Genomic DNA, 15,252 nt, shown 5'->3' with positions numbered 1-15,252 from the left:
CTGGTCGGGGCGGGCATCCGGCGTTCGGCGACGGCCGCGAGGACCGAGTCGGCGGCTATCCCGTCGTCGGTGACCCCGATGACGATGCCCTCCGCTCGTAGCGCGTGCGCGGCGAGTGCGGCGCCGTCGAGGACCAGATGCGGCGCGCGGGTCAGTAGCGTCTTGTCCTTCCAGCTGGCCGGTTCGCCCTCGGTGCCGTTCACCACCACGGTGACCGGAAGCTCCCGCTGCTTGGCCGAGCGGGCGACCGCGTCGAGTTTGCGGGCGAACGGAAACCCGGCCCCGCCGCGGCCTTTCAGGCCGATCTCCTTGGCGAGGTCGAGGATCGTCGCCAGGCGCAGCGGGCGCAGTGGTCCGTGTACGGCCTGGTGTGCCCGGTGGTCCAGGCATTCGGCCCGGTCCAGGCCGGCGGTCAACCGGGGCCGGCCGAGATGCCCGACAACGGGAACGCTCACCGACCGACCTCGTCACGAAGGTACGCGAAGAACTGCTCGTCGGTGATCACGGCGGTCTCGTCGAGTTTGGGTGCCGCGGCGGGTTGACGCGGCGGCTCCGGACGCACCCCACGCTCCGGGCGCGTCGGCTCGGCGTACTGGGCACCCGCAGGAGCCGGGCTGCGCGGCGGCGCCGGTCGTTCGTCACGGATCGGCCGGTACGGACGGTAGTCGCTCGCCCGGCTCCGGCTGGGCGCGACCACGGGACGCTCACCTGACGGCGCGGTCACGGCGTGCTCCGCCGACGGGGCGGTCACGGGGCGCTCGGCCACCGGCGCGGCAGCCGCGTGAGCCGGCCGGTGAACCGCTCTGTCTGGTTCCACGTCGTCCCACTCGGTTCCCGCCAGGGTGGGGATGAGCACGTTCGTGGCCAACGGCGCGGCGGTGGCCGCCGCTTCCGGCCGGCCGGTCGGGCGCATCCGGTGGGTGGTCTGCGCCGAGGCCAGATGCGTACGGCGACTCAACACCACAAACAGACGCACCAGCAGGGCCAGTGCGACCAGACCGATGCAGATGCTGTAACTGACCACCACCCAGGTGGGAGCGGGCCGGCCGGACCTGAGCCCGTGGATCAGGGCGAGGCCCCAGGCCACGTACGCGGTGACGTGCAGGCCCCGCCAGAGGCCCGGCTGCCGGCTCTGGGCGTACGAGGCGCGGGTGACCCCGGTCCAGGTCGCCACGATCATCAGGTAGCTGGCCAGCGTGCCGAGCCCGACCTCAACGGGTCGGTGGCTGGCGAGGAACGGGACCAGCGGGTCCCACAGGTGAGCGTGCGCCTCGATGAGCTTCGTCGCGACGTGGATCGCCAGGCACACCATGGCGGTGGTCGCCGTGGCCCGGTGCACGATCTGCAGCAGGATCCGATGACGGATCAGCAGCAGCAGCCGGTCGGTCGCGACCAGCCCGACCATCACCGTGATCGAGAGGCCGACCAGGCTGAACACGCCGGTGAAGAATTCCAGAAACGAGAACGAGCCGGCGATGGCAGCCCTGCCGAACGGCGTGAAAGCCGCGGCGACGACCAGGACCGCGGCCCCGCCGGCGGCGAGTCGCCGCGTGCCGCGGCGGCGCGTGGGCCGGGCCCCCAGTCCCGCGGCGCGAAGCGGCGACCGGGTCGTCCTGGCACCGTCCATGTCACCTCCGACGTTCGCGACCCGCTGCACTGTTGGTTCCGGCGGTCCGCGCTACGCAGAGTGACCGGCGGCACGGAGGATCGATCCGGTGCCCGTGGATTTCTACCAATGTTGGGCACAGCACGCAACACAAGCACGAGTCCTTTATGAGAATTTAAGTCTTGTCGACCGCCGCGGAGCGTTTGGTCATACGCGGTCCGGCGATCTGCCCCCGGCTGGACACCACCCCGTCGACGCACTGGCCTGATCTGTCATGATCGGTGGTTGGCGCCGGACCGCTCCGGTTTCCTGATCCACCGATGGCGATGCGGGGAGCTGTCCCCTTTCGGAGTGGGCCATACTCAACCGGTGTCCACTCCGCAGCGGCCGGCAGCTGCGCCGGCGGGGCAACGTCTCGTTCTCGTGACCGGCGAGGAGGGTGCCGGCAAGTCCACCATCATCCGCGCGCTGCTGCCCCATACGCCCAGGAGCGCCCGGATCGACGCAGAGGACATCGGACAAACCAACCCCTGCCCGATGGACGACGAGTTCTTCGGCCTGCTTCGTCGCAACGTCGCCGGCCTGGTGGAGAATTATTGGACCGCCGGCTACGACAACGTCATTGCGGGCAGCTTTCTGCGCAACTATCCCGACTACCTGGCCTTCCGCCAGTTGCTGACGCGGTCCCCCGCGGTATTTCTGGTGGAGTTGCTGGTCGACAATGACGTACGTAACTACCGACGAATCACCCGGGCGAAGCGGACCACGCAGAAGTGGCGCGACCTGGTCGACCTGATTCCGGAAGATCGAACCATCCGGCAGGCGACGGATGCCGACTACCGATACATCGGCATTGACACGACCACTCTGGACGTCGCCGCGACGGTGAGGCGGATCAGGGATGCCATCCCGGAGCTCTACGTTCAGTGACGGCACGGCAGCGCCCCGGCATGACGTGTTGCGCACGTCAGATGATTTCGAGGTTCGCCATCATTCCCATGTCCTCGTGTTCGGCGTTGTGGCAGTGGAACAGGTAGCGGCCGCGGTAGCCGTCGAAGCGGGTGATGATCTCCGCCGACTCCCCTGGCCGCAAGGAGACGGTGTCCTTGAGGCCCGCATCATGGGGCAGCGGTGGCCGGCCACCGCGCGAGAGCACCTGGAAGCCGACCAGATGCAGGTGGACGGGATGGTGGACGTCGGCGACCAGTCGCCACACCTCGACGTCCCCGATACGGACGGTGACATCGGAGCGGGCGGGGTCGAACGGCAGGCCGTCGATCAGCCAGCCATGGTCGCCGCGCATGCGCCCCGCCCGGAAGGAGAAGTCGCGCACCCTGACGGCGTCCGACCGGCGCCAGGTCGGCAGATCGTTCGAAAGGGTACGCGGGATGCGGCTGTCGTCGGCTGCCTTGCGGGCCACCCGGAAGGCCATCACGTCGCGGGTACGCCCGGAGCCCAGCCGGTTGACGATCCGGACGCGGCTGCCGACCGGGACGCGCGAGAAGTCGACGATCACGTCGTAGCGTTCGGCCGGCGCGACCGGTAGGCGCCGGTGGGTGACCGGCGCCGCGAGCAGCCCCTGGTCGGCGCCGATCTGGACGAGATCCAGCCGGCGTCCGTCGTCGCTGACCGCTTCCAGCTCGTAGTGACGGGCGTTCGAGGCGTTCAGGAGGCGCAGCCGGTATCGGGCCGCGTCGACGTCGTGCACGGGCCAGGGCGCACCGTTGACCAGGATCACGTCACCGAGGACGCCGGCGAGATAGGGCTCGCGAACACCCGGCCGCTCGCGCAGGGTGGGATCGAGGGCGGGGTAGTCGAGGCTGCCGTCGGCGGCGAACGCACGATCGGCGATCATGAGAGGCAGTTCGCGCCGCCCCGCGGGCAGGCCGAGCGAGTCCTCGGCGTCGTCGCGTACGATCTGCAGCCCGGCCAGGCCCCGCCAGATCGCGGGGGCGGTGAAGTCCATCCGGTGGTCGTGGTACCACAGCAGCGCCGGCCGCTGGTCCAGCGGGAAGGCGTAGTCCCGCGTCAGCCTGGTCTGCACGGCTCGCGGATCGCGCATGGCGGGCATGCCGTGCTCAGGGCCGTGCTCACCGTCGCCGGCGTGCGTCAGGTGGGCGGCGTCCGGCCAGTCCTCGGGCAGGACGAGGTCGGTCGGGTAGCCGTCGGAGGCTGCCGGGCTCCGCCCGCCGTGCAGGTGCACGACGGTCGGCACGGACAGGTCGTTGCGATGTCGAACGATGATCGGCCGGCCGCGGCGCGACTCGATCGTCGGCCCCGGAAAGGTGCCGTCGTACGTCCACAACGACGTCCTGACGCCGGGCAGGATCTCCACGGTCGCCTCGCGCTGGGTTATCTCGTAACGGTCGGCACCGCCCGAGGTGCTGACCGGCGCCAGCACGGAGGGAATCGGCAACGGCACCTGGAACGCGGGCGGCAGCGGCACGGCGCTACGCAGCTCGGCGCCGGTGACCGGCGGGCGGCGGGACAGCGCGGCCGAGGCCGACAGCCCGGTGGCTGCGATCAACCCGAGCGCCCCACCGATGCCCAGCACCTGCCGCCTGGGCATGCCGTGTGCTGGCCCTGATCCGTCGCGATGTCGCTCACGCATGGCTGGCTTCCTCCTGCTCGGGCTCCCGCGTGGTCCACACCCGCTCGCGCGGGCGGCGCCGTCGCCGCAGCGGCCGACGCCACACGGCGATGAACAGCACGACAAGCCCGACGATGGTCATCACCCCCAGCGGGAGGTGCAACCACAGCGCGCCGTCCAGACCCGCGAAGTACTGCACCGTCTCGGCGGACACCACCGCCGACGTGGCGAGCACCGGCCAGACCTGACGCAGCCGTACCCAGACCACGATCGCCACGATCAACTGCGCGTAGCCGATGGAAGTGACCACGTCGGCGCCGGCCGCATGCCAACGCAAGGCGTCATAGTCACCGCTCAGATACACCCCGGCGAAGACCGGCTGACCGAAGATCGCGACCACGTGCGCGCTGGCGACGGCCCGCAAGATCCACCCGCTGAGCCTCGTCCCATCCCCGGCGGGAGGAGCCGGCATGGCTGAACCCCGCCGGGGGCCGATGTCGTCGGTGGTCACGGAGCCGGGACGACCCGCGCGTCGGAGGCCGGCTGACCGGGACGCTTGCCGCCCTTGAGCCAGACCGCGGAACCCGGCTTTCGGGCCTCGCGTCGGATCCTCCACACCGCCAACTTGCAGGCCATCTCCTTGTACGCCGCGGCCACTCGGCCGCTGACGTAGATGTTCACCGCGGTGTCGTCCTTGCGGGCGAGCTGCCGTAGGGCACCGCGCCGGCCGAGGCTGACGCACGCCCCCGAGAAGGCCAGGTTGATCACTTCCGGATCGGTTCCCGCGATGCGGCTCAGCACGGTGTCGGCGGCCTGCGCGCCGAGCGGCCCGGCGGCGTAGCAGCTCATCCGCAGCGGCTGGCCCGACGGTGCGGCGGCATCCCCCGCCGCGACGATACGATCGTCGTCGACGCTGGTCAGCGTCTCGTCGGTGATCAGCCGGCCGAGTGCGTCGGTGCACAGCCCGCTCGCGGCCGCCAGCGCGGGCACACCGAAACCACCCGTCCAGATGGTCAGTGCGCTCGCCCGCACCGCACCGTCGGCGAAGACGACCGCATCCGGCCGCACCTCGCTCACCACGACGCCTTCGAGCACCGCGACGCCGTGCCGGGACAGCCACCTGGCCACGGAGCCGCGACCCGGTGCGCTCAGCGACGGCGCCAGGGTCCGGCCACACACCAGCGTGACCCGGTGTCCTTGCTCGGTCAGCTCGGCGGCCGTCTCGATGCCGGTCAACCCACCGCCGACCACGGTGACCGGAGCGTCGAGGGGCGACTCCGCCAGCCTGGCACGCAGCCGCTGCGCGGATTCGAGTTCAGCGATGTCGAACGCGAACTCGGCCGCCCCGGGCACCGAGGACGGTATCGCCCCGGTGCTGCCGACCGCGTAGATGACGTAGTCGTAGTCCAGCGCTCGGCCCGACGCCAGCCGCACGGTGCGGGCGGCGCTGTCGATGCGCGTGGCGCTGTCGACGACCAACCGGATGCCCTCACCGAGCAGCGTGCCGTAGTCGACGGCGGCCTCGCCGGTGCCAGCCACGAACTGGTGCAGCCGGATTCGTTCGACGAACGTCGGGCGGGGATTGACCAGGGCGATGTCGACGTCGGCGCGCATCCGCAGATGGTTGGCCGCGAGCGTACCGGCGTAACCGCCGCCGATGACGACGACCTTGTTGGGTGTGTGGTTTCCGGGTGTGGGCATGGCGAGGTTTCCCTTCTCGAGCTCAGGTTCTCGACGGCGATCCGCGTGCACCCGTCGGGGGCGGCTACCGTGCGTCGTGGGTGGTGTCTCGCCAATCCGACAAGTCAGCACCCCGGAATGTGAGGCGACCGGTGCGGCGACGTGCCGACCTCACAGTTCACCGCGCTGTCCGGTCGAACTGGTGAGGGCAGACTGCGACCAAGGGAGCCGGCGACGCCATGACGACCCGATCCGAGCCAGGACACGTTCCGGCTGACTGCGGCCTGAGCGCGATCATGAGCGAGCGACGCCAGCTGATCAATCTCGCCTACCGGCTCCTCGGCTCCCTGGCCGACGCCGAGGATGTCGTTCAGGAGGCATACGCCCGCTGGTACGCCCTGTCCCGACCCGAGCAGGACGCCATCGATTCCCCGGGTGCGTGGTTGACCAAGGTCGCCAGCCGCATCTGCCTCAACGTGCTCTCCTCGGCGCGGGTCCGGCGCGAGACCTACGTGGGCGAATGGATCCCCGAGCCGCTACCCGAACCCCGGGAGTGGATCACCGGGCGGCCGGACGGAATCACCGTCGACCCGGCCGACCGGGTCACGCTCGACGAGTCGATCAACATGGCCTTCCTCGTCGTGCTCGAATCGATGACCCCGGCCGAGCGCGTCGCGTTCATCCTGCACGACGTCTTCCGCTACTCCTTCGCCGAGGTGGCCGACATCGTCGGCCGCACCCCGGCCGCATGCCGCCAACTGGCCACGTCGGCCCGCCGCCGCATCCGCGCCGCACAGGCTCCCACGACTCCGGTGGCCGAGCAGGCCCGAATCGTCAGGGACTTCAAACAGGCCTGGGAAGCCAGGGACATCGACGCCCTCATCGGCCTCCTCGACCCGAACGTCACGGCGATCTCCGACGGTGGCGGCGTGGTCAGCACCGTGCTCCGCCCCGTCGAAGGCGTCGAGCGGATTCTGCGCTCCCTGGTCCATCTCGAGGACAGGTTCCGCGACCAGACGATCCTGGAGCGTACGGTCAACGGCCAACCCGGCCTGATCGCCCAGCGGGACGGCGTCACCGTGTCGGTGTACGCGTTCGAGGTCGCCGGCGACCGGATCACGCGCATCTGGGCGGTGCGCAACCCCGACAAGCTCCGGCCGTGGACAGTGGAGCCCGAGCATCAGTAACGCTGCCGCGGCGGGGTCGCCGGGGGCCACCCGGACCACAAGGAAGACCACGGTCAGCGAGGCCAGAACGATCAGCAGTGCCTGCGCAAGGCGTCAGGACGAACCTGAGCATCAGCTGCTCCCGGCGTCGGCGGCAGCGGGCTGCCGGTGGGTGGAGGAGCCGCGGACGACCAGCTCGCCCGGGAAACTGATCCGGGTCCTGGGCGCCGCGGATCCGCGCCGGCCGATCCGGCCGACGAGCTGGTCGACGGCGGCGGCGCCGACCTGTTCGGCGGGGAGCCGGACGCTGGTCAGGCCCGGGGTGAGATACGCGGCGAAGGGATGGTCACCGAAGCCGACGACGGCGACCTCGCCGCCGATCACCCGTCCCGCCTCACTGAAAGCGCGGTAGACGCCCAGGGCGAAGGAGTCGTTGCCGACCAGGATGCCCGAGCGCGGCGGGACGTCGGCGGCCAGTTGCTGGGCCAGTTCGTACGCCTCGGCCGGCTCCCACGGCAGGGTGTTCGCGGCGCGCCGCCGGGTCGGTACGCGCAGCTCACGCACCGACTCCGGCGGCACCCCCCGTTCGGCCAGCGCCCGGTGGAACCCGTCCACCCGGGCCCGCACCGTGGAGATCTGGAGGTCCTCCTCCAGGAGGTAGACCTGCTCGACGCCGCTGTCGAGCAGGTGCAGCGTGGCCTCGTGGGCGCCCCGCTCGTAGTCGATCCCGACCAGATCGCAGTCGAGTTCGGGCAGGTCCCGGTTGACCAGCACCATCTCTGTACCGGCGGCCATCAGGCGCCGCCAGTGCTCCACCTCCGGCTGCACCGGCACGACGAGTGCGCCGTCGACGCCCCATCGCCGCATCGAGTCCACCGCCCGCAGCTCGTTGGTGTGGTTCTCCTCGGACACCACCAGCAGCACCGAGTAGCCCAGCACGCTGCCGCGCTGCTCGATGGCGCTGATCATGCGGGAGTAGAACGGGTTGGAGGGGTTGGTGATGACCACCCCGATGGTCATGGCCTGGCCGAGGACCAGTGACCGGGCCATGGTGTTCGGGACGTAGCCGAGCCGGTCGGCCTCGACCTTGATCATCGCCCGGGTCGCCTCGTTCACCGCGCTCTTGCCGGCGAGCGCGCGGGAGACGGTGTTGACCGACAGGCCGACCGAGGTCGCGATGTCTTGCAGCGTGACGCGTCGAGGTGGGTTCATGGTGACGTTGAGCGGCTTGCGGGGTACCGCTCAGCCTCCCGTCTGTACTGTGGACAGATCTGGTTGGTTGCTGGGTACCGGCGTGAAGCCCCGCACCGAGTCCCGCACCGCCTAGGCGGTGGTGATGGTCGCCGGGAAGATCCCGACGGCATCGTCCCAGATCGTTTTGCCCGCCCGCGCGTACAGGGTCTTCCGCTCCGCCTGCTCCGCCGAGCCGCGCGCCTTGGCCAGCAGTTCGTCCACCGCAGCGACCGCGCCACCGCCTGGCTCCCAGCGACCAGGCGTTCACCCGACCGACCGCCCCGTCGAGTAGCTCTCCGTCACGCCGCTGTCAGCCGCGGCCTCTTCCACCAGCGGCGTTCCCACCCCGACCCCTACCGGCGCCCCGACGGACCGGTGTGGTGGGACCAGTCACCCCAGCCCGAGCGAACGCAGCAATCTGAGCGAAGACACGGTGAAGAGCCCTCACCATGCTGAGTCCGGTGCCGGGCCGGAAGCCGAGGGGTTGACGGCGACGAGCATCCAGAGCCCCTGGAGGAGACGATGATCAAACTGATGCGACGGGCCGGTGCCGTCCTGGTCGCCGCCGCCGTGGCGATCGGCGTCGCCGCCGTGCCGGCCAGCGCCCACATGATTGCCGAGCCCTACACGGCCGACACGAAGTTCTTCCACACGGCTTTCCGGGTGACGCACGGCTGCGCCGGCTCCGCGACCACCGCGGTGCGGATGCGGATTCCCGAAGGCCTGCACCTCGTCACCCCTGATTCCGTACCCGGCTGGGAGCTCCAGGTGACCCGGGCGGTGGGCGTGGGCCAGGGCTTCGGCCGGATCGTCGAGGTGGCATGGACCGGCGGACCACTGCCCGACCAGGAGCAGCAACTCTTCGGCATGGGCTTCCGAATCGACCGGAAGGCGCCGGAGATCCTGTGGTTCCCGACCGTCCAGCAGTGCGAGGTCGGCGAGAACCGCTGGGTGGAGATTCCTCCCAGCCTGGAGGAGTGGCACGACCACAACTCAGCACCTTTCGTGATCAACGCCGCCTGGTAACGCACCGACACTCACGCCGCCGACCAGCGCAAGACCTGGTTGACGCCTGAGCACGCCCCCGGGGACCGTCTCAGCGCCCCCCGGTGGGCCTGGTCTCGTCCAGCTACGATGCGGATCATGTCCCCGAACTGGCGCCGCCCGGCGCTGCTACGGCCGTTCCGGGCCTGGGGGCCGGTCGTGGCGCTGCTCGTACTGGTGGTCGTGGCCACGGCGACCGTGGCCGTCGGTCTACGCCCCTCCCCCACCTCACCGGCCCGACCGGTGCTGGTCTCGACCGGCGACTGGGCGCCGTTCGTCGGGCCCGAACTGCCCGACGGCGGACCGGTCACGAAGCTGGTCGTCGAGGTGCTGAACCGGGCCGGCTACTCTCCCGAGGTCAGGTACACGTCGTGGTCCCTGGCCGAGGACCAGGTCCGGTCCGGGGCCACCATCGGGGCGTTCCCGCTGGTGGGCAGCGAGTCACGGCGGAAGGACCTGCTCCTCTCCGACTCCCTCATCGATTTCGAATACGTGCTCTTCTATGACCGCCGCAAGGGCACGCCGCGGGTCACCGCCGCCGCGGACCTGCGCGCCCTGCGCGTCGGCGGGATCAGCGGGTACGACTACTGGACCGACCTGGAGGCCGCGGTCCCCCGGATGGTGGAGTTCGGCTCGACTCTGGAAGGCTTCCAGGCGCTGGCGGACGGCCGGATCGACGTACTCGCCGAGGGGTTGCTCCCCGGCCAGGCGGCGCTGGCCGACCCGTCCTTCGCCGGGGATGCCCGCGACTTCGGCTACCTGCAGGGCAACAATCCGCTGGCGCACTCGGTGCAGGGCGTGTACTTCATGATGGCCAGAACCCCCGAGGCCGCGCCCGTGCTGGAGAGGTTCAACCGGGTGTTGGCGGAGCTCCGCCGGAGCACGGAATACGAGCAGTTCGTCGAGGGCCTCCAGCCGTCCGCGTTTCGGGACGTCACGCTTACCCCGGTGGGTGAGACCGGGCTGGTGGAGCTGCTGGACGACAAGGGCAACCTGGTGCTGGTCGCGCCGCAGGGCACGCGGGCCCAGGTGCTCACCTGGCCCGAGCAGTTCGTCCGCTCCGCCGGCACACGCCGCGAGCGGATTCTCGTTCAGGTGAAGATCACCAACGGCCCGGCGCGAGGACGGGTTCTGCACGTCGACGCCCGCGCCCTGCTGCTCGAAGCTACGGTGTCATGACCCAGCTACGGATCCTCGCTCCGGTGGTGGTGGACTACTACGCCGTCCCCGGCGCCTCGCTGCGCGATCCCCACGGGTACGCGGGGTTCTGGGCCGCGCAGCAACCGGCAGTCGACGACCTGATGAGAGTTCTCTCGCCCGCTGCCACGGACGAGCCCGGGCCACCGCCGCCGACCGTCGCGTTGGAGCACACCCGGGCCACGAGCTCACTGAACCTCTACCGCACCATCGACGACTACGCGGTCGAGCGCACCTTGCACATCCTCACCGGCACGCTGCGCCCGGAGCACCTGCCGGACGAGTTCGCCGGTGCCACCGACGCCCTGCACCGCGGGGTCACCGAGATCAGCTTCCGGCTGTTCGATCACGGCCTGATGCTGCTGGAGATCCTCACGGACGTGGGTCCGCTCGCCGAGCACACCGCCAAACTCGAAGCCCACCTCGACGGCATCCAGGCCCGGGCGGTGGCGATGGGTGAGAAGGTGGCGCGCGAGGCGGTTCGCCGGTACGTGGACCCGGTGTTGGGGCTGTTGCGCCGGGCCGACCGGGAGGAGCGGTTGGTCGTCGCGGCGACCCCGGCCGGTGACCCGGTGACGGTGGAGTTCGGCGAGGCGCTCTGGGTCACCCGCAGCCTCGTGGTCGATCCGTCCGAGCCGGGTGCCGAGCGGGCGATACGGCACTGGGTCAAAGACGTGGTAGCGCCCGGGGACGACGGCGATCCGGCGGACCGACTGCTGAACGGCGAGCTCCATCAACTCGTCCGCTGGCTGAACTACGTCTTCGTCGACCGGAGCGGCGCGGGCGGCCGGATGCTGCCCGGTGACCCGTTCCGCGACCAGTGGGACGCGCTGCGGTACGCCCAGGTGTTCTACGGGGTGCTGGACCGGATAGACAGCCGGCTGTCGAAGATCCTCGCGGACTCCGCGGCGGCGGGCTCGCGGTGGGAGCTCGAACGGCTCAAGGGGCATCTGATGAGCCTGAGCCAGCGGGCCGAACTGATCATCATGGAGCGCTGGGAGCTGTCGAAGTACCTCAAGCGCGCGGTACGTGCGGAGATGGACGCGATCCTGGCGTTCTGGGACTACGAAAGCCTGCTCGAACAGCCAGTCCGATTCAAGATCGGGATATGCGAGCGTCAGCTGGCGGAACTCGCCACCCGCCGCACGGCCCGTTCGGCCATGTTCACCGACCTCATCCTGTTGGGCATCGCGGTGACCTCGATCCTCGGCACGGCGTTGACGGTGACCGAGTTCGGCCGGTCGATCGCCAACGACCCTGAGATGGCGGCCTACGACCTGGGCAGGTCCTCCATCGTGGAGTGGATCGCCGCGCAGCCGGCCGACGCGGTCGTCGTCTCCTCCGGGGTGGTGTCGGTGCTGTTGGTGATCCTGTACCTGTTCTTCCGGCGCGACAAGAGCACATGAGAACGGCTCTGCGCAGTCGCCCGATCCGTGTCTTCGCGATCACCCAGTTCCTGCTCGAGGTGCAGTTCTGGTTCCCACTCTGGCTGATCTACCTGCTGGATCTGGGTTTTCCACTGACGACGGCGGTACTCGCCGACGGCGTGTTCCGGATCGTCGTGGTGGTGTGCGAGCTTCCTGTCGGGGTTGTCGCGGACCTGATCGGGCGGCGCCGCACCTACCTGGCCCTGGCCGCGGGAACGGTGCTGACCTTCGCCGCGATCACCCAGATCCGATCCGTGGAGATGCTGTTCGGGACGTGGGTGCTCTGGGGGGTGCTCTGGGCGCTTACCTCCGGCGCGGCCAGCACCTACCTGTACGAACTGTGCGACCAGGACGAATTGGAGATCAGCCCGGCCAAGGCCTTCGGGCTGGTGCGGGCAGCGGGTAACGCATCCGTGCTGCTCTCGCTTCTCGCGGCCGGTTACCTGTACGAGGTGGACCACCGGCTGCCGTTCGCGGTCACCGCCGCCCTGGCTGCGGTGGCCTTCCTGCTCGCGCTCACCCTGCCGGAGATCCGCAAACCCCAGGTGGTCTCCAGGCTGTCGTCGGTGATGGCGGACATCCGTCGCGCGGCAGCCGATCCCCGGATGCGCCGGGTCGGGTGGCTCGGCGTCCTCCTGCTGCTGTTCGGGTGGAGTGCCCGCATCCTGTTCCAGCCGCTGGCGCTCGAACTGGGCCTGTCCGCCGAACTGACCGGATCGATGTACGCGGCGTTCGCCGCGGCCTCCGTGCTCGGCGGCTTGACGGCCGGATACGTCGGACGGTCACACCGCCGGCCCGCCCTGGCCGCGGCGTTCCTGCTCATCCTCGCCGCCCTGGTGGCCACCGGTCAGGTGCTGTGGCTGGGCCCGTTCCTGTTCCTGCCGTTGATGGGATTCGGCTACGCCCTGGGCATGACTGTCTTGGAGGTGCTGACCAACGAGGTCACCCCTCAGCCGGTGCGGGCCCTGGCGTTCGGCGTGATCAGCTGCCTGAGCGGGCTGGGCATCGCCGTGGCCCGCCCCGGGCTCGGGATCCTGTCCGCGGACCACTCCACCTCGTTCGCGTTCCTGACGTGGGCCGGCGTCGGGCTGCTGCTGGTGGGCCTGGCGGTGCCGGGAATCCGCCGGCTGCACCCGGCGGTGGACAAGCCCCTCGACCTACCCCGTCCGGCCGAGCCGGCCGTATCCGGCGGCGATTCCTCGGCCGCCCACGCGCCCGGCTCGCCACCCGCCCGTGTCAGCGCCTCACCGCCGGCCTCCCAGACACCTGAGTGAGGTGCTCACGATCGCCGCCGCGAGCCCGCCTTCCATTGGTTGATCCTCTCACCCCGCAGCGGTCCGCCTCGGCCGTGCCCTCGGTGTCGTCGGCCAGCCGTCTCGCCCGTCGTGACCGACACGAACCGTCAGCAACGACGGGACGATCCCGTGGGAGAGCTTGTCGGCCCGGCCTCGCCCCCACGGGCCGACGTGGTTCGCGTACCGTGATCGCATTTCGCCGTGACGGGCGATTTTCATACGCTGCGAGTGGATTGACGGAGGACGGATGGAGCGAGACAGACGGAACGTACGCCTGTCCTTGGCGAGCCTTGACGTCCTCGGGACCGATTCGGAGTTGCGGGCCCAGGTCGAGCACGCCATGCGGGAGGTGGACAGCCGCCCCGCACCCGATGCCTTCGCCGGTCACGACAGGACCGGGTCCATCATGGTGCGGGTGAGTGCCGCCGGCCAGGTTGAGGACGTATCGGTCGGCCGTGACTGGCGGACCCACCTTGGTCTCGACGGTGCGGCCCAAGCCCTCTTCGAGGCGTACGTTGCTGCGCTGCAGGCAACACTCGAGGCAGCAGCGTTACGGGCGTTGCAGCGGGATCAGGCAGCTTCCCCGCCAGCGGCCCAGGCGGCCACCGCGGAGCCCGACGAGGTCGACGAGCACCTCTGGCTGCGCCGTACCTGGCAGACCCTCCACGAGATCGACGCCGACCTCGAGCGGTTGACCCACGAGCCGGGCCCGCCGGCCGAAGAGACGATCCCCAGCCCTGAGGGCAGCCTGACCGTGCACGTTCGCGCCGGCAGCATCACGGCCATCACCGGCGATGTCGCGCGCCTCGCTCGGCTGGACGTGGGCCAGCTCCGGTACGAGGCGCTCGACGTGTTGCGCAGCTACGACCTGGCCCACCCGCGGAACCGAGAGGCGCCGGCATGAAAGAGCTCACCGTCATCACCGACTCGCTGCGCGACGAGGCTCACAAGTGGCTCACCCTGTCCGACCGGGTCGCCGTGATCAAGACAGCCACCGAGGATCTCACCCTGGACGCCTCGGCGTTCTTCGTCGGGGACGGCACCACCGCGGTCCACGCCAAGGCGTACCAGGACTTCCACAACTTCATGGTCACGATCCTCACCGGCGCGGTCACCGAATTCGAGCAGGTCGGTGGGGCGCTGCGACACATCGCCGACGAGTACGACCGCGCCGACGAGGTGATCTCCCTCGATCTCAACAAGATCTACACGGCCTGAGCAGAAGGACACACGAACAGTGCAGCCAGGAGCCACGGACATCGAGTACGGCGAGCCGTTCAACAAGGCGTTCGACCAGATCCGATCCGGTATCGACACCGCCGCCGACAAGTTCAACGAGATCGTCGACCGGGCCAACGGGCACAAGTGGCTGCTCGGACCCTTGGCGATGTGGTGGATCAAGGACCACCTCGACGACGTCCGCCACGGCCTGGACTCGGTCCTCGACCGGGTCGACTACGCCCTGGAGCACCAGTTGCCGGTCCTCTCGCTGATCAATATCAGCTTCCGGTGGGTCAACGAGGTGAAGAACCCGATCTCGGACCTGTCCTTCGCCACCACCGAGCCGGCGAACGAGAATCTCGCCAAATGGAGCGGGGACGCCGCCAGCGCCTACAACGCCAAGGCCGGCAAGCAGAAGGCCGCGGTCGACGAGTCCGTGACCAAGGCGGAGTTCATCAGCCAGTGGCTGTTCAAGATTGCCAAGGCGAACGTCGACTACGTCGTCGAACTAGCCAAGATCGTGACCGGGTTGGCCGGCAAGCTGGCCCAGGCCGCGGTCGACGCCGCCAGCCTCATCGATCTGCTGTGGGCCGTTGACGCGCTCGCCAAAGCCGTTGGTGATCTGGTCACCGCCGGGCTGAACACCCTGCTCAAAATCGGGCAGCGGTTCATCGATGCGCTGGGCAACGTGCGGGACATCGCCACCCAGGTCGGCGACCACTCGAAACTGCCCGGGGGACAGTGGCCCGAAGCCGTACGCGGCTGAACCGCCCTCGCCCAGACACGTACCCGC

General features: G+C 69.8%; 15 protein-coding genes and 1 pseudogene. 9 read left to right on the top strand and 7 right to left on the bottom strand.

Annotation, left to right across the window (positions count from 1 at the left end; all coding sequences use genetic code 11):
- Both ACIRG9_RS21920 and ACIRG9_RS21915 read right to left on the bottom strand, forming a co-directional pair.
- A pseudogene (locus ACIRG9_RS21920) lies at positions 1-455 on the bottom strand (NADH-quinone oxidoreductase subunit I); the annotation flags it as partial.
- Positions 452-1,627, bottom strand: coding sequence for a ferric reductase-like transmembrane domain-containing protein (locus ACIRG9_RS21915; RefSeq protein WP_402858763.1), 1,176 nt, complete (start codon positions 1,625-1,627; stop codon positions 452-454). The pseudogene ACIRG9_RS21920 and the gene ACIRG9_RS21915, both read right to left, overlap by 4 nt.
- A gap of 348 nt (positions 1,628-1,975) precedes the next feature.
- Between ACIRG9_RS21915 and ACIRG9_RS21910 the strand changes: the two genes are divergently transcribed.
- Entirely contained in the window at positions 1,976-2,536 is a 561-nt protein-coding gene (locus tag ACIRG9_RS21910; RefSeq protein WP_402858760.1) for a hypothetical protein, read from the top strand.
- Between the two features lie 37 nt (positions 2,537-2,573).
- On the opposite strand, the gene ACIRG9_RS21905 is transcribed toward ACIRG9_RS21910, so the two are convergent.
- The 3 genes from ACIRG9_RS21905 to ACIRG9_RS21895 all read right to left on the bottom strand — a co-directional run bounded on the left by ACIRG9_RS21905 (position 2,574) and on the right by ACIRG9_RS21895 (position 5,897).
- A complete protein-coding gene (locus tag ACIRG9_RS21905) occupies positions 2,574-4,175 on the bottom strand; it encodes a multicopper oxidase family protein (protein WP_402858757.1) in 1,602 nt (533 codons plus the stop codon).
- 34 nt (positions 4,176-4,209) lie between these two features.
- Positions 4,210-4,596 (bottom strand): hypothetical protein, encoded by a 387-nt coding sequence (locus tag ACIRG9_RS21900; protein WP_402858754.1) that lies wholly within the window; start codon positions 4,594-4,596, stop codon positions 4,210-4,212.
- Positions 4,597-4,703: 107 nt separating this feature from the next.
- Positions 4,704-5,897, bottom strand: a complete 1,194-nt coding sequence (locus ACIRG9_RS21895) for an NAD(P)/FAD-dependent oxidoreductase (protein ID WP_402858751.1) — start codon at positions 5,895-5,897, stop codon at positions 4,704-4,706.
- A gap of 275 nt (positions 5,898-6,172) precedes the next feature.
- Between ACIRG9_RS21895 and sigJ the strand changes: the two genes are divergently transcribed.
- Entirely contained in the window at positions 6,173-7,063 is an 891-nt protein-coding gene (sigJ, locus tag ACIRG9_RS21890; RefSeq protein WP_402858748.1) for an RNA polymerase sigma factor SigJ, read from the top strand.
- 111 nt (positions 7,064-7,174) lie between these two features.
- On the opposite strand, the gene ACIRG9_RS21885 is transcribed toward sigJ, so the two are convergent.
- On the bottom strand, positions 7,175-8,254 hold the full coding sequence (locus ACIRG9_RS21885; protein WP_402858745.1) for a LacI family DNA-binding transcriptional regulator: 1,080 nt from the start codon (positions 8,252-8,254) through the stop codon (positions 7,175-7,177).
- Between the two features lie 111 nt (positions 8,255-8,365).
- Positions 8,366-8,497, bottom strand: a complete 132-nt coding sequence (locus tag ACIRG9_RS21880; RefSeq protein ID WP_402858742.1) for a hypothetical protein — start codon at positions 8,495-8,497, stop codon at positions 8,366-8,368.
- A 300-nt stretch (positions 8,498-8,797) separates the two neighbouring features.
- Between ACIRG9_RS21880 and ACIRG9_RS21875 the strand changes: the two genes are divergently transcribed.
- From ACIRG9_RS21875 to ACIRG9_RS21845, 7 genes are all read left to right on the top strand, one after another.
- Positions 8,798-9,301, top strand: a complete 504-nt coding sequence (locus ACIRG9_RS21875) for a DUF1775 domain-containing protein (RefSeq protein ID WP_402858739.1) — start codon at positions 8,798-8,800, stop codon at positions 9,299-9,301.
- A 117-nt stretch (positions 9,302-9,418) separates the two neighbouring features.
- On the top strand, positions 9,419-10,498 hold the full coding sequence (locus ACIRG9_RS21870; RefSeq protein WP_402858736.1) for a substrate-binding periplasmic protein: 1,080 nt from the start codon (positions 9,419-9,421) through the stop codon (positions 10,496-10,498).
- Positions 10,495-11,922 carry a hypothetical protein gene (locus ACIRG9_RS21865; protein WP_402858733.1) on the top strand — a complete coding sequence of 476 codons (1,428 nt, stop codon included), beginning with the start codon at positions 10,495-10,497 and terminating at the stop codon, positions 11,920-11,922. Before ACIRG9_RS21870 ends, ACIRG9_RS21865 begins: the two co-directional genes overlap by 4 nt.
- A complete protein-coding gene (locus ACIRG9_RS21860; protein ID WP_402858730.1) occupies positions 11,919-13,217 on the top strand; it encodes an MFS transporter in 1,299 nt (432 codons plus the stop codon). The genes ACIRG9_RS21865 and ACIRG9_RS21860 overlap by 4 nt, the downstream gene beginning before the upstream one ends.
- Positions 13,218-13,485: 268 nt before the next feature.
- On the top strand, positions 13,486-14,142 hold the full coding sequence (locus ACIRG9_RS21855) for a hypothetical protein (protein ID WP_402858727.1): 657 nt from the start codon (positions 13,486-13,488) through the stop codon (positions 14,140-14,142).
- Positions 14,139-14,456 carry a hypothetical protein gene (locus ACIRG9_RS21850; RefSeq protein ID WP_402858724.1) on the top strand — a complete coding sequence of 106 codons (318 nt, stop codon included), beginning with the start codon at positions 14,139-14,141 and terminating at the stop codon, positions 14,454-14,456. Before ACIRG9_RS21855 ends, ACIRG9_RS21850 begins: the two co-directional genes overlap by 4 nt.
- A gap of 19 nt (positions 14,457-14,475) precedes the next feature.
- Entirely contained in the window at positions 14,476-15,225 is a 750-nt protein-coding gene (locus ACIRG9_RS21845; protein WP_402858721.1) for a hypothetical protein, read from the top strand.
- Positions 15,226-15,252: the final 27 nt, after the last annotated feature.

The sequence above is a fragment of the Micromonospora sp. NPDC093277 genome, from assembly GCF_044765245.1.
Taxonomy (GTDB): domain Bacteria; phylum Actinomycetota; class Actinomycetes; order Mycobacteriales; family Micromonosporaceae; genus Micromonospora.
This window is presented reverse-complemented; position numbering and strand designations above follow the sequence as displayed.

What these genes read in the sequence shown, in the direction of transcription:
- ACIRG9_RS21915 (WP_402858763.1), bottom strand. Translation starts at nt 1,627, where the DNA reads ATGGACGGTGCCAGGACGACCCGGTCGCCGCTTCGCGCCGCGGGACTG.
- ACIRG9_RS21905 (WP_402858757.1), bottom strand. Translation starts at nt 4,175, where the DNA reads ATGCCCAGGCGGCAGGTGCTGGGCATCGGTGGGGCGCTCGGGTTGATC.
- ACIRG9_RS21895 (WP_402858751.1), bottom strand. Translation starts at nt 5,897, where the DNA reads ATGCCCACACCCGGAAACCACACACCCAACAAGGTCGTCGTCATCGGC.
- sigJ (WP_402858748.1), top strand. Translation starts at nt 6,173, where the DNA reads ATGAGCGAGCGACGCCAGCTGATCAATCTCGCCTACCGGCTCCTCGGC.
- ACIRG9_RS21885 (WP_402858745.1), bottom strand. Translation starts at nt 8,254, where the DNA reads ATGAACCCACCTCGACGCGTCACGCTGCAAGACATCGCGACCTCGGTC.
- ACIRG9_RS21875 (WP_402858739.1), top strand. Translation starts at nt 8,798, where the DNA reads ATGATCAAACTGATGCGACGGGCCGGTGCCGTCCTGGTCGCCGCCGCC.
- ACIRG9_RS21870 (WP_402858736.1), top strand. Translation starts at nt 9,419, where the DNA reads ATGTCCCCGAACTGGCGCCGCCCGGCGCTGCTACGGCCGTTCCGGGCC.
- ACIRG9_RS21865 (WP_402858733.1), top strand. Translation starts at nt 10,495, where the DNA reads ATGACCCAGCTACGGATCCTCGCTCCGGTGGTGGTGGACTACTACGCC.
- ACIRG9_RS21860 (WP_402858730.1), top strand. Translation starts at nt 11,919, where the DNA reads ATGAGAACGGCTCTGCGCAGTCGCCCGATCCGTGTCTTCGCGATCACC.
- ACIRG9_RS21855 (WP_402858727.1), top strand. Translation starts at nt 13,486, where the DNA reads ATGGAGCGAGACAGACGGAACGTACGCCTGTCCTTGGCGAGCCTTGAC.
- ACIRG9_RS21850 (WP_402858724.1), top strand. Translation starts at nt 14,139, where the DNA reads ATGAAAGAGCTCACCGTCATCACCGACTCGCTGCGCGACGAGGCTCAC.